General features: G+C 73.3%; 11 protein-coding genes. 7 read left to right on the forward strand and 4 right to left on the reverse strand.

Features of this window, described 5'->3' with window-relative positions; translation table 11 throughout:
• Nucleotides 1–93 precede the first annotated feature (93 nt).
• Genes AB5J87_RS34090 through AB5J87_RS34100 form a run of 3 tightly spaced genes read right to left on the reverse strand, consistent with a single transcriptional unit; the run spans nucleotide 94 to nucleotide 5,500 of the window.
• A complete protein-coding gene (locus AB5J87_RS34090; protein ID WP_369382567.1) occupies nucleotides 94–1,389 on the reverse strand; it encodes an MFS transporter in 1,296 nt (431 codons plus the stop codon).
• Nucleotides 1,386–4,436 (reverse strand): DUF6271 family protein, encoded by a 3,051-nt coding sequence (locus AB5J87_RS34095; RefSeq protein ID WP_369382568.1) that lies wholly within the window; start codon nucleotides 4,434–4,436, stop codon nucleotides 1,386–1,388. The genes AB5J87_RS34090 and AB5J87_RS34095 overlap by 4 nt, the downstream gene beginning before the upstream one ends.
• Nucleotides 4,418–5,500, reverse strand: a complete 1,083-nt coding sequence (locus AB5J87_RS34100) for a phytanoyl-CoA dioxygenase family protein (RefSeq protein ID WP_369382569.1) — start codon at nucleotides 5,498–5,500, stop codon at nucleotides 4,418–4,420. The genes AB5J87_RS34095 and AB5J87_RS34100 overlap by 19 nt, the downstream gene beginning before the upstream one ends.
• A gap of 439 nt (nucleotides 5,501–5,939) precedes the next feature.
• Between AB5J87_RS34100 and AB5J87_RS34105 the strand changes: the two genes are divergently transcribed.
• The 6 genes from AB5J87_RS34105 (at nucleotide 5,940) to AB5J87_RS34130 (ending at nucleotide 11,453) form a co-directional block, all read left to right on the forward strand.
• Nucleotides 5,940–6,800 carry an aminoacyl--tRNA ligase-related protein gene (locus tag AB5J87_RS34105; RefSeq protein WP_369382570.1) on the forward strand — a complete coding sequence of 287 codons (861 nt, stop codon included), beginning with the start codon at nucleotides 5,940–5,942 and terminating at the stop codon, nucleotides 6,798–6,800.
• A 34-nt stretch (nucleotides 6,801–6,834) separates the two neighbouring features.
• Nucleotides 6,835–7,065 (forward strand): acyl carrier protein, encoded by a 231-nt coding sequence (locus tag AB5J87_RS34110; RefSeq protein ID WP_369382571.1) that lies wholly within the window; start codon nucleotides 6,835–6,837, stop codon nucleotides 7,063–7,065.
• Nucleotides 7,062–7,775 (forward strand): 4-phosphopantetheinyl transferase, encoded by a 714-nt coding sequence (locus tag AB5J87_RS34115; RefSeq protein ID WP_369382572.1) that lies wholly within the window; start codon nucleotides 7,062–7,064, stop codon nucleotides 7,773–7,775. The genes AB5J87_RS34110 and AB5J87_RS34115 overlap by 4 nt, the downstream gene beginning before the upstream one ends.
• A 10-nt stretch (nucleotides 7,776–7,785) precedes the next feature.
• Complete coding sequence (locus AB5J87_RS34120; protein ID WP_369382574.1) at nucleotides 7,786–8,415, forward strand: class I SAM-dependent methyltransferase; 630 nt, start codon at nucleotides 7,786–7,788, stop codon at nucleotides 8,413–8,415.
• Between the two features lie 153 nt (nucleotides 8,416–8,568).
• Entirely contained in the window at nucleotides 8,569–9,114 is a 546-nt protein-coding gene (locus tag AB5J87_RS34125) for a hypothetical protein (protein WP_369382575.1), read from the forward strand.
• Between the two features lie 131 nt (nucleotides 9,115–9,245).
• Nucleotides 9,246–11,453 (forward strand): trehalase family glycosidase, encoded by a 2,208-nt coding sequence (locus tag AB5J87_RS34130; protein ID WP_369382576.1) that lies wholly within the window; start codon nucleotides 9,246–9,248, stop codon nucleotides 11,451–11,453.
• Nucleotides 11,454–11,512: 59 nt separating this feature from the next.
• On the opposite strand, the gene AB5J87_RS34135 is transcribed toward AB5J87_RS34130, so the two are convergent.
• Entirely contained in the window at nucleotides 11,513–11,938 is a 426-nt protein-coding gene (locus AB5J87_RS34135; protein WP_369382577.1) for a DUF3592 domain-containing protein, read from the reverse strand.
• 236 nt (nucleotides 11,939–12,174) lie between these two features.
• Between AB5J87_RS34135 and AB5J87_RS34140 the strand changes: the two genes are divergently transcribed.
• The gene (locus AB5J87_RS34140) at nucleotides 12,175–12,912 is read left to right on the forward strand and encodes a dienelactone hydrolase family protein (protein WP_369382578.1); all 738 of its coding nucleotides are present in this window, start codon (nucleotides 12,175–12,177) and stop codon (nucleotides 12,910–12,912) included.
• Nucleotides 12,913–12,969: the final 57 nt, after the last annotated feature.

A 12,969-nucleotide genomic window follows, 5' to 3' on the forward strand; every position in this document is an offset into this window, starting at 1 on the left:
CAGCCATCCGTGGTCCATGGCGCCACCGGGGCGGAATCCGCTGCCGCCCGGTGGCTCGCCACGCAAAGGTAGCCGTCCGCCGCCGATGCCCCGCTAGACCGGCGCCTCCCGCACCGTCATCTCGCCGGCGATACGCTCCGGGGCGCGGCCCAGGCGCCGGATGGCGGGGACGCACAGCATCGCCGCGATGCACACGACCGACATGGCCGAGGAGAACAGCAGCACGTTGTCCGCGCCCCAGGCCGAGGCCGCGGGTCCGGACAGGGCCCGGCCCAGCGGGATGACCATGATGGAGCCGGCCACGTCGTAGGCGGAGACGCGGCTCAGGACGGCCAGCGGGATGTGGGACTGGATGCTGGTCGCCCACATCACGCCCCAGAACGCGAAGCCGCAGCCCGCCAGGACCCCGGTGACGACGGTGAGGGCGAACGACCAGCCGAGCGCGGGCGCCAGCGGGTTGAGGGCGAAGAAGAACATGGCGCAGGCGCCCGCGACGAGCGGCCGGGGCGGCCGGACCCGCATGCCGAGGAGACCGCCCAGGACCGTGCCCGCCCCGTCGGCCGAGGCGATCCAGCCGTAGCCGCCGGCGCCGTGCTGTTCGGTGAGCAGGGCCGCGCCCAGCGGCAGCGCCGGGCCGAAGACGAACAGGCCGTACACCGCCCACAGGGCGATGACCCCCCACAGCCACGACCGGGCGCGGAACTCCTGCCAGCCGGTGGCGAGCCGGGTCCAGATGGGGTCGCCGCTGTCGTCCTTGGCGGTGGCGAGCCGGCGCAGTGGCGCGAGGCCGAGCGCGCTCAGCGCGTACGCGGCGGCGATGACCAGATAGGAGGCGGCGACCTCGCCGTACGCGACGACGAAGCCCGCCAGGCCGGGGCCGATCAGCGCGCTCATCGCCTCCGAGACGCGCAGCAGGGCGTTGGCCCGCTGGATGTCCTCGGCGACCTGCGGCACGATGCTCGCCAGACCCGGCTGGAACATGGCGGTCGCCGCGCCGCTGACCGCCATCAGCAGCATGATCTGCCACAGCCGCACTCCGGAGCCCGAGCCGTAGAGCAGTACGGCCATGGCGAGCATGGCCAGCATGCGTACGACGTCGGCGCCGACCATCATCACCTGCGGGGTGAACCGGTCCGCGAGCACCCCGCCGAACAGGACGAGCAGGGCGATCGGCGCCATCCAGGCGGCGAGGGCGTAGCCGACGCCACCGGCGCCGTAGCCCGCGCCGAGGACGGCCGTGGTGAGCGAGACCATCAGCATGCCGTCGGCGAGGAGCGAGGTGCTGCGGGCCATGAAGAAGAGCCGGAAGCGTGAGGAGAGCCAGGGGCTGGGGAGTGCGGCGCCGTCCTGCGGGGCGGTCGCCGTGCCCGTCGAGTCGTGGGTCGTCATGGTGTTCCGGCCGCTTCCCGGCCGGTTCCTTCCGTGAGAACGCGCTGCTGGAGCCAGGCGGGCGTGTGGTCGGTCTGCTCGGGCGCCCGCGCGACGATCACGTACCGGTGCGGCGCCAGCACGCCGGGGTTGCCCGGCAGCGCGGCCATCAGGGCGTCGTGCGCCGAGGCCGGGGTGAGCGGGCGCGGATCGGCCGGGAGGTAGGCGGTGAGCGCGGCGTCGGCGTCCAGGGCGACGTGGACGGGCCGGTCGTCCAGGGCGCGGCCCAGTGTGCGTGCCACCGCGGCCGGGGAGACCCAGCAGCCGTCCACCCGGACCCAGTCGGGGCCGCGTTCGGCGGGATGCACCCCGGTCACCTCCGTGAGGGAGGCGAGGGGCACGTCGTGCTCGGCGGCGGCCTCAAGCAGCCGGACGAGTCCGGTGGCCAGCTCCTCGGCCCGGTCCTTGGGGAAGAGGGCGGGGTCGGTCCAGGTGGCCAGCCGCAGCACGGGGGCCGTCTCGTAGACGAAGGTGAGGACGCGGCCGGGCAGCATCTGGGCCTGGCCCCAGGTGAGTTCGAGGTCGGGGGCGCGGGTGTCCGGCGGGGCGGCGCCCGCGAGGGTCGCGGGCAGTGCGCTGATGTCGTTGAAGACGACGTCGCGGGCGAAGTGGCTGCCGCGCTCCCGGGTGACCCGGTCGATCATGTCCCACAGCCGCAGGGCGTCGAACTGGCTGTGCCGGTACGCCTTGAGGGCCGCGCCCCACGCCTTGGACAGCAGGACGTCGAAGGTCGCCACCTGGGTGTCGAGCAGCAGCAGCGCGTCCTGGGAGATGGCGGCGACGGAGCGCGCCAGGCGGCCCTGGAAGCGGTTGGAGGTGGGCACGGCGGTGACGCAGACCGGCTGTCCGGCCCGGTGGGCGACGAGGGCGCACCAGGCGGAGAGCAGTACGGTCGAGGGCAGGGCGCCGGTGCGTTCGGCGACGCGGGCGAGGGCGCGGGCGCCGCGTGCGCTGCGCAGGGTGAGGCCGGGCGCCAGGACTTCGGCGCCCTCGGCGCCCGGCTCGGCGAACATGGCCTGGGGCCCGGTGCCGATGACGCGTTCCCAGTGTTTGAGGGAGGCGTCGGACTTGCGGATCCCGGCGGGGCTGGCCTCCTCGGTGGCGAGCGCCAGCGGGGTGAGGGCCGTGACGTCGGGCAGCCGCTCGCCCGCGACCAGGGCCAGCCACTCCTCGCGCAGGACGGCGAGCGCGCCGCCGTCCGTGGCGGCGTGGCTGGCCGCGAGCGCGACCCGCACCGGTGTGCCGCGCCGGGTGACGAGGGTGACGCGCAGCGGGAAGTCCCGGTCCAGGGCGAAGGCGTGGCGGCGGGATTCGAGGGCCAGCTCCTCCGCGTAGCGGGCCTCGTCGTGGGGGAGTTCGTCGTGGTCGGCGACGGTGACCTCGAACGTGAGCTCCGCCGCGACGAGTTGCTCGCGCGGTGCGGCGGGGGCCGAAGCCGTGCCGGATCCGGTGACCGACGCGGTGGCGGTGGGGTCGGCAGGAAAGACCGTGCGCAGCGCCTCGTGCCGTACGGCCAGGGCGCGCAGGGCGTCGAGGGCGGCCTCGCTGGTGGTGCCCGCCGGGACCGGCCACACGTCGTGGATGTTCATCTGGTCGGGCTCGTCGCGCAGGATGCAGCGGATCATGTTGGCCTGGCCCATGGTGACGGGACCCCGCCGGTCGGTGGTCCCGTCGGCGCGCGCCCGGAGCACGGCGGTGGTGCGGGTGGACCGCAGGGGGGTGCGCCGGGCGTGTTCGGTCAGCGCGGCCCAGGCGTCCGTCAGATCGGCGAAGTCGGCCATGTCGCTTCCCGCCTCGGCGAGGAGCCGGTCGCGGCGCGCGGCGAAGAGGTCGGCGGCCTCGGTGTAGTGGCCGCCCAGGGTGCGGTAGCAGCGGTCCAGGACGTCGAGCCGGGCGGCGTCGCGGCCGGGTTCCGCCGCCGAGGCGTGCCGGGCGAAGGTGGCGACGGCGGAGGCGTCCACGAGCCCGTCGGCGTCCAGGATCTCCGGGCCGAGGGCGCTCAGGCGGGTGTAGACGCTCTCCAGGTGGGGTGCGGCCATGAGGTATTTCGCGAAACGCCACTGGTAGGCGAGGAAACCCTCCGGTGAACGGCGCTCGCCCGTGTGGTAGTTGACGATGTGCCGGTTGTGGAGGACCCCGGGCAGCCGGGCGTTGTGGACGAGGTGCAGCAGGAAGTAGTCGCTGCCGATGGTGTCGGTGGCCGGTGGCAGCGGCACCCGCCCGTACACCGCGCGGTCGAGCGCGATGTTGCACATGTCCACGCGGGTGGGGCTGACGTGGGTGAGGGTGGTGCGGTCGGCGGTGAAGGGGGTGTCCCCGGCGCCCCGGAACGCCTCGTCGATCAGGTTGCGGCGCCACAGCGGCGGGTGGTCCTCGGACACGGACAGGCCGATGACCTGCTGGTAGACGGCGGGGTCGAGCCGCTGGATCTCCTCGACGTCGACGGACATCGCGCCGGTGAAGGAGCCGCCGACCAGGGCCACGTCGCGGTGGGCGTCGGCCGGGTCGAGCCTGCTGCGGGTGACGAGCCCGGCCACTTCGTGGGCGGGGAGCCCGAGGGCGGTGAGCTCGTGGTGGAGGGGGAAAAGCGGTGTGCCGTCGAGTTCGGGGTAGTGGCTGTCGGAGTCGCGGCGGTGCACGGAGGAGCAGCCGAGGGCTTCGGCCAGGAGGAAGGCGCGGTTGGTGCAGGCGCCGTAGGAGACGGCGGACGGCAGCATCAGATCCAGGAGCCGTTCCGGTTCCGGCAGGGCGGAACGGGCGATCACCTCGCGCAGGAAGCGCCGCTGCTCGTCCTCGTCGAGGTGGTGCACCACGACTCCGGGAGCCGGGGGCAGCGCCGCGACGGCCGCGCGGTGCTCGGCGAGCGCGGCGGGGCCGGAGGTGTCGAGGACGAGGAGGCGCACCTCGACGCCGAAGTGGCGGGCGCCGTGGGCGGCTTCCTCGGCGAGGGCCGTGATGGTGTCGGGGCAGGCGCGGTGGGTGGGCAGGGTCAGGCAGATACGGCGCATGCCGGCTCCCCGCTCCGCTGCCCGTCCGGCGTGCCGTGCCAGGAGCCGAGTCCGAGCAGCCGGCTGCCGAGCTCGGTGAGTTCGGCCGTGGGGTAGCGCTTGGACTCGTGCAGTACGGGGTCGCCGACCAGGGAGCGGTTCCAGCGCGGGGTGCGCAGATGGCGCCAGGAATCGACGCGCGAGCGCCGCAGCCGCTCGTGCTCTTCGAGGGCGGGCATCATCGACAGGTACTGCACCGCCCGCACCCCGTTCTCGGAGAGGTTGCGGGCCACGCCGTGGGCGAGCAGGCCGTTCCAGATCAGCAGGTCGCCGGGGTGCAGATCGGGCCGTACGACGGGCAACTCCGCCCGGTCCAGCTCGGGGCGGAGCGGGTCGCGGTCCCCGGGCTGGCCGGTCTTCCAGTCCTCGAAGCGCCGGAACAGTTCCGGGCAGCACTGGAAGCCGCCGGTCTCGGGGCGGGTGTCGTTGAGCGCGATGATGCCCTGGACCCGCTGGGGCGGTACGCCGAGGGTGGTGTCGATGTCCCAGTGCAGCTCGATGTCGAAGCCGCGCTCGGTGGCCTCGATGAGGGCGCGGTCCCGGTTGCCCCGGTTGGGCGGGTTGAGGTTGAGCCGGTCCAGTGTGACCCAGAGCTCCTCGCAGTCCCAGACGTCGACGAAGGCGTCGTAGACGCGCTGTGCCTGGCGGCTGTCCCAGAGGAGCTGGTGGTGGTACGCCTCGACGAAGCCGTACACGTGCAGCTGCCGGTCCAGCTCGTTGCGGAACGGGCGGTCCGCGTACCAGTCGTCCGGCCGGTCCGGTGCCAGGCCCTGGAAGTCCCAGGTGAAGTCGAGGAGTCGGCGCGCCGCGTCCGCCGGTATCGCCTCGCGCACGATGACGTATCCATAGGTCTGCCAGTGGGCGAAGTCCTCCTCGGACAGTACCCGCAGGGGGCGGGACTTCTTCAGTTCGCGCAGGGTGGTCTGGGCCAGGTAGGACTCGCCGTCCGCGCTGAAGTAGGGCCGTTCGGAGGCGGCGCGGTGCAGGAAGTTGCGGGAACGGGTGCCGGTGGTGGGTGTCGTCAAGGTGGCCCTCCAGGCGGGATTCGCGGACGGGTGGTGACGGGTGGCCGGGTGGCGCGCTGCTCGGGTGGGGGCGGTGCGGACACGCTCCGGATGAGCAGGATTGGTGTAGACCATCGATGGTGTCAAGTGACCGGCCGGTACGGGCGTGTCTGTGCCCCCGCGGCGGTCAACTGGCGTCCGGAAGACGGATTTGAGTGCCCATAAGTTCCCTCTGATTGGTCTAGACATTCAGAGAAGGCTGGCCTAACGTCGCCCTTGCGCGGCACCGGATCCCCCGGGGGGTGAGCCGGACACGTACCGCGCGCCCCGGTCGACGGCGATCGCGGGCGGAGGAGAACCCGGCCGTCAGGACATGACCGCGGGACCGCCTCCGCCGACGGGTCCGACCAGCCCGCCGCGCCCTTGACCGAATCCGCCATGCCGAGAGGGGACGGTTTCCTTGAGCACACCCAGCACCACGGTCCTGCCGGACGGCTTCCTGAAGAGCCCCGGTGCCGGACTGATCACGCTGGATCCGGTCCACACCGCCCTGCTGCACGGGCTCGACAGACTCCTCACCGGCCTCGCCACCGCGCTGGCCGCCCCCGAGACGGTGGGCCCGCCGCTGCTGCCCGCGGCCGGACTCGCCCGCCTCGACTACTTCCGCAACTTCCCCCATCTCGGTGTGTCCGCGGGCCGGTTCCCCGCGGGCGCCCTCGACGGCCTCGCGGTCGGTGAGTCCCCGGCGGACCTGCCGCTGGAGCCGACCGGATACCTCCTGCCCTCCGCCACCTGTTACGGACTGCTCCTCTCCCTGGAAGGGCGCGACGTCGGCGAGGACGGACTGCGGCTCTCCGCGAGCGGCCGGTGCTTCCGCAACGAGACCCACTACGACGGGCTCCGCCGCCTGTGGGGCTTCCACATGCGCGAGGTGGTGTACCTCGGCACCCGGGAGGGCGCCCTGGAACACCTCGCCCGGGGCGAGGAGTTCATCCAGGAGGCCGCCCGGCGGCTCGGCCTGGAACTCACCCGGGCGACGGCTGACGACCCCTTCTACGACAAGGGCGGCTCCCGCGCCCGCCTCATGGCGCTCGACCCCGTCAAGCACGAGTTCAGCGCCCCCGACGGCACCGCCATCGCCTCCGTCAACCGGCACCGCAACTTCTTCGGCGAGCGCCTCGGCATCCGGGCGGGCTCGCACGGCCCGGTCCACAGCGCCTGCGTCGCCTTCGGCCTCGAACGCTGGGTGCACGCCATGATCCTCACCCACGGCACCCCCGCCCAGGCGCTGGACCGCCTGCGCGCCGCCGACCCGGTCTGATCCCACCCGCGCGACACAAGGAGCACCACCCGTCATGGAACGCGTCACCGCCTGGCTCCACGAGAAGAACCCCGGCCTCGACGGGCCGATCGACACCGACGAGGACCTCATCGAAGCCCGACTCATCGACTCCATGGACTTCCTGGAGTTCGTCGACCTCCTGGAGGAGATCTCCGGCAGCTCGATCGACCTGGAAGAAGTCACCATCGACGACTTCCGCACCCTCAACCGGGTCCAGGACCGCTTCCTGAGCACCACCGGGTGAGCAGTACGCTCGCGCCCGCCGCGGCCGTACCGGTCACGCCCCTACCGGTCATCGCCGTGGTGGCCACGACCGCCGAGGTCCTCGCCCGCCCCGACCTCCCCGAGGACCTGCTCGCACCATGGGAGCTCGGCCGGCTGGCGAGGATCCGGCTGCCACGGCGACGTGACGACGTACTGGCCGCCCGCCTGCTGCTGCGGCTGTGCGTGGCACACCTGACCGGAAACCCGCCGGGTCAGGTGCAGCCCGCACAGCACTGCGCGCAGTGCGGCGGCGCCGAGCACGGCCGCCCCTACCTGCCCGGACTCCCGCACATAGGTGTCAGCCTCAGCCACGCCGACGGTGTGGTCGCGGCGGCGGCCGGACCGGGCCCGCTCGGCATCGACGTGGAACCCCGCATCCGCCGCCCCGCCCCCCTGCCGGTGGTCCGCCGCCTCTTCCCGCACGAGGACCCGCACGACGGCGCCGCCGTACTGCGGGCCTGGGTGCGGCGCGAGGCCCTCTTCAAGGCCGGGGGTCCGGACTTCAACGCGGGAGGCTCGGACCTCAAGGCCCAAGGCTCGGACAGCCCCCACCTCGTGGAGTGGACGGATCACCGGCGGGGTGCGGTGGCGGCCCTGGCGAGCGCGCGACCGGCGACGGTCACACAGTGGTCGGCGGTCTCCGGGTCCGGCGCGGGACCGGAGGAAACCACCCGCGGGCACGGGTGTTAGCGTCCTCCCCGTGGCGGAGCACCAGGAGGAGACCAGGGCGGCCTACGACGGGGTCGTGGAGCTGTACGCGTCGCTGTTCGCCGGTCGGCTGGAGACGCAGCCGTTCACGCGGGCCATGCTCGCGACCTTCGCGGAACTGGTGCGCGCGTCCGGCAACCCACGGGCGGCCGACGTCGGGTGCGGGCCCGGACACATGACGGCCATGCTGCACGAGCTGGGACTGGACGCCTTCGGTCTCGACCTCTCCCCGGGCATGGTGGCACACGCCCGAAGGACCGAGCCGGAGCTGCGGTTCGACGAGGCGCGGATGGAGGCGCTGCCGGTCGCCGACGGCGCGCTCGGCGGTGTGCTGGCCCACTACTCGATGATCCACACCCCGCCCGGGGAGCTGCCCGCGCTCCTCGCCGAGCAGGTGCGCGTCCTGGCACCCGGCGGTCTGCTCCTGGTCTCGTTCTTCGCGACCGACGCACCGGAACCGGTCCGCTTCGACCACAAGGTGGCGCCCGCGTACAGCTGGCCGGTGGACCGCTTCGCCGAGCTCCTGACCGCCGCGGGTCTCGTCCCCTTCGCCCGGCTGCTCCACGACCCGGCCTCCGAACGCGGCTTCCTCGACGCCCACTTGATGGCCCGTCGGCCGTAGGGGCGCGGGCCTCCACCGTGTGCGGCGGAAGGCGGCGCCCGGGAGCGGTGGCGACAATGTGGCCTGCCGTGCCGTTGTTGACGACACCCCCGCCACCGTAGGCTCGACGGCGCACAGGCAGGGGTTCCGCGAGCGGTCGTGGAGGTGGTTGACGTGCTGTACGCATTCGGCTTCGAGCGGGTCGGCGTCGTGGTGGGCGATCTGTACTTCATCGATCCCGACCCCTCGCCCGGCCAGGAGACGCCCGAGCGCGGTGTCCGGCTGGAACTGCGGGTCTTCGAGCGCGGCGAGCTGACCGGGACCATCTACGCGGCACGGCCCCTCACCATCGCCCGCCCGCTGTGGCGGGTGGACCTCCTCCAGGACGCGGACGCCGCCCCGCGCACCTTCGACCGCACCCACCACCACCCGGAGTTCCACGGCTGGGACCCGGGGCCGCGCGTCTTCGTCGAGGAGCTGACCCGTGACCCGCTGGTGTGGCTCACCGACAAACTCACCCATCTGGAAAGCCTGTTGAAGGAGACCCGTATCGCGCCGGAGGACATCCCGGCGGCCGACGCGGAGGCCCTGCGCACGGCGGCACCCGAGATCACGGACACCGTCCGCCGCCTCCTGGACCGCGTGTGGTCGGGCGAACTCGGCCGTCCGCCGGGGGACGCGGGCCCGCAGGCCACCAGCATGCGCGTGAGCTGGCTGTAGGCGGCGCCACCACGGCCGAGGGGCGGTGAGTCGCCGCTCCGGCCGAGCACGCCGAACCCGTCAAGCAGATCCCGTGAAGCAGCTCCCGTCAAACACACCCCGGGACCCCCCTCGAAGAACGGAGTCCGCCGGTGCGGCCACCCCCGCGTGCCCTCTTCGTCCTCGCCCTCGTACTGGCCCTGGCCTGCCTCCAGTTCCCGGCCGACGCCGGGCCCCGAGTCACGGCCCGCACCGCCCACGAGCCGGCCGGGGGCACCGGTCGCGACCGCTACGACGACGTGCTCGACCTGCGAGGTGCTCCCGTGGCCGCGCTGCCCGGGGACGCGCAGGACGACAACCCGGTCAACGTCTTCGCGGATCAAGGGGCTTGGCACGCCTACGCCCTGCCCGCCACGGGCGCCCCGAGCGGCTACGGCGGATTCACCGGCCCGCTCTACATCGCCCAGGAATACCCCTGGTGGCTGAGCACCGCCTTCAGCCGCATCGGGCTGAGCGAGCGGGGTCGCACCCTGGACCTCGCCGGGGGCGGCGAGCCGCGCTTCACCTCCCGCCCGGGATCCCTGTTCCAGGCGTACGACCTCGGCGGCGGCCTCGGGTTCACGCTCGAACTCCGCTACGCCACCCACCGCACCGCACTGGTGCGCGCGGCCGTGCGCAACACCGGCGGTGTCCCGCGCACCCTGCGCGCCGACTGGACCGGCACCCTGCTGCGGCCCGCCGAGGAGCCCCTGCGCCAGGCGCTCTCGCTGATGGCCGCGCCCAGGGGCGTGGCCGTCGGCTTCGCCAAGGTGCGCGCGGCGGACGACTTCCTCACCGACGGCACCGAACGCTTCGAGGTCCGGCACGCGGACCCGGTGCGGACGACGGTGAACGGCGACTCCTACCGTACGGAACTGGCCCGCCCGTTCACCCTCGCACCCGGCGCCCAGCGCTCCCTGGACTGGACGGAGAGCTATACGTTCACGACGGCCGAACACACGGCGGAGGCCACCGCGACCGAGCGGGTCCTCGCCGACGCGAACCGGACCGTCCGGGCCGTCGACGCCCGCTGGCGCGGATACGTGGACGGTGTGACCGCCGGAGTTCCCGTCGCCGAGCGGCGGCTCGCCGTCAAGGCGCTGGAAACACTCGTCACCAACTGGCGCAGCGCCGCAGGCGCCCTCGCACACGACGGGATCACCCCGTCCGTGTCGTACAAGTGGTTCGCGGGCGGCTTCTGGGCCTGGGACACCTGGAAGCAGGCGGTCGGCACGGCCCGCTTCGACCCGGCGCTCGCCCGGACGCAGATCCGCTCGGTCCTCGACCATCAGGTACGGCCCGGCTCGACGACCCGGCCGCAGGACGCGGGCATGATCCCCGACGTCGTCTTCTACAACGACCCGCAGCGCGGCGGCACCAACTGGAACGAGCGCAACAGCAAACCGCCCCTGGGCGCCTGGTCGGTGTGGCAGGTCTACCGGCGCGGCGGCGACAAGGACTTCCTGCGCGAGGTGTACCCCAAACTCGCCGCGTACGAGGACTGGTGGTACCGCAACCGGGACCACGACCACAACGGGCTCGCGGAGTACGGGGCCACCGTCGATCCCGCCAACGGTTCGCCCGCCCAGCAGCGGCTGGCCGCGGCCTGGGAGAGCGGCATGGACAACGCCCCGCGCTTCGACGCCGCGCTGGGCACCTCGGTGGTCCCCAACCGCGACGGCTCCGGGCGGCTCACCGGCTACTCGCTGACCCAGGAGTCCGTCGACCTCAACGCCTACCTCGCCGCCGACCAGCGCTATCTCGCGATGATCGCGGCGGAGCTGGGGAAGCGGTCGGCGGCGGACGCCTGGCACGCCAGGGCGGCCACCACCGCCAAGGCCGTACGCGAGCGGATGTACGACCCGGCGACCGGCTGGTTCTACGACACCGCGCTCGGCACGGGAACCCGGCTGACGGACCGGGGCCGGGGGATCGAGGGCGCGATCCCGCTGTGGGCGGGCCTCGCGAGCCCCGCCCAAGCCACCGCAGTACGTCAACGACTGCTGGACCAGGACGAGTTCGCCACGGCGATGCCCCTTCCCACGGTGGCGAGGAGTTCGCCGTACTTCTCCGCGCGGCAGTACTGGCGCGGCCCGGTCTGGCTCGACCAGGCGTACTTCGCCCTCGCCGGGTTGCGCGGCTACGGCTTCGGCCGCGACGCGGACACACTGGCCGCGCGCCTGACCGCAGGTGCGCAGGGGCTGCTGGGGGAGGGGCCGATCAGGGAGAACTACGACCCGCTGACCGGGGAGGGTTTGAAGGCGTCGAACTTCAGCTGGTCCGCCGCGCTCCTGCTGCCCCTGCTCGCCGCCGGGAGCTGACGCGGGGTCAAGGCGTCGGTGCGCCCATCGGTCGGTGGCGGGGAGCGGCGGGCCGTAGTTCAGAGGGTGAGTAGACGGATGAGCAGGGCCGCCACCGTGCCCGCCGCGAAGACCGCTCCCAGCACGGTGAACACGACGTCGACCACCTTCTTGTCCCAGCCCAGGATCAGAAAACGCTGTGGCGCATCGGGGGCGTACCGCACCGTGACCCGCGCCCCCACCCCGAAGCCGCCCCCGAGGGACGTACGGCCGAACCTCGACGCGTACTCGCACGGGCGCCCGTCCGGTGTCGTCCACGCCACGACGGGGTGGTGGAACCTGGTGCCCTCGTCGCTGCGGCTCACCTCGTGGCGCACGATCCGGCCGGTGGCGTTCACACCGTCGCGCCGCAGCGCGTTGGTGCGGCGCAGGCCATGGACGCCGATGCCGAGGAAGGCCACACCGATGGTGAGGGGGATGAGGGAGAAGAGCCATTCGCGTTCCATGCCCTACGCGACGCATACGCGCAGGTCACGGTTGCTCGTGCGGCATCTCGACTTGATCACTTTCCACCCGGCCGCCGAGACGGCCCCGCTTTGGAGCATGCCGCTCTGCGGTGGGTGACGAGCGGTGGTGATGAGTGACGAGCGGAGGGTTGATGGCGGGCCGGTCCGCGCCCGGCCGTTCCGCCGACAGTGAAGACCGGACCGGACGGACCCGGCGTTCACTACCGTCGAGCGGCATGACGACGATTGCCACCCGCACGGTCGCCTACCCGGCCGACGGCATGACGATGATCGGGCACCTCGCGCTCCCCGCGGGTACCGGCCGACGGCCCGCCGTCCTGGTCGGGCCGGAGGGCATGGGCCTGACCGACGTGGAACGCCGCCGCGCCGACGCCCTGGCCGAACTGGGCTATGTGGCCCTGGCGTTCGACCTCCACGGAGGGCGCGTGCTGACCGACCCGCAGGACATGCTGGACCGCGCGATGCCGCTGCTCGCCGACTCCGGCCGGATGCGCGGCATCGGCCACGCGGCACTCGACGTGCTGCGCGCCGAACCGAGGAGCGACCCCGACCGGGTCGCCGCCATCGGCTACGGCACCGGCGGTGCCATCGCGGTGGAGCTCGGCCGCGCCGGCACCGACCTCCGGGCCATCGCGACCGTCAACGCACTCAACACCGGCCGCCCCGGCGAGGCCGCCCGCATCCGCTGCCCCGTGTGGGCCGGGGTCGGATCCGAGGACCCGATCATGCCGGCCGCCCAACGCGACGCGTTCGCCGCCGAGATGCGCGCCGCCGGCGTCGACTGGCGCCTGGTGGTCTACGGCGGAGCCCTGCACGCCTTCCACCACCCTCCCGTCGAACACGCCACCGTGCCCGGCGTCGGCCACCACCCCGAGCACGCGCGACGGGCGTGGCGCGACATCGTCGACCTCCTCGCCGAATGCCTGCCGCTGGAGCCCGCTTCGGCGCGATGAGTTCCCGGCGAACCGCCGCGGAGGACGGGCGGGTTGCCCTAGTGTCGGACCGGCAGC

It is taken from the genome of Streptomyces sp. cg36 (assembly GCF_041080675.1).
In the GTDB taxonomy this organism is placed as follows: domain Bacteria; phylum Actinomycetota; class Actinomycetes; order Streptomycetales; family Streptomycetaceae; genus Streptomyces.

Bases quoted from the DNA above. Each gene is read 5' to 3' on its own strand.
- AB5J87_RS34090 (WP_369382567.1), bottom strand. From the start codon at position 1,389: ATGACGACCCACGACTCGACGGGCACGGCGACCGCCCCGCAGGACGGC.
- AB5J87_RS34095 (WP_369382568.1), bottom strand. From the start codon at position 4,436: ATGCGCCGTATCTGCCTGACCCTGCCCACCCACCGCGCCTGCCCCGAC.
- AB5J87_RS34110 (WP_369382571.1), top strand. From the start codon at position 6,835: ATGGAACGCGTCACCGCCTGGCTCCACGAGAAGAACCCCGGCCTCGAC.
- AB5J87_RS34135 (WP_369382577.1), bottom strand. From the start codon at position 11,938: ATGGAACGCGAATGGCTCTTCTCCCTCATCCCCCTCACCATCGGTGTG.
- AB5J87_RS34140 (WP_369382578.1), top strand. From the start codon at position 12,175: ATGACGACGATTGCCACCCGCACGGTCGCCTACCCGGCCGACGGCATG.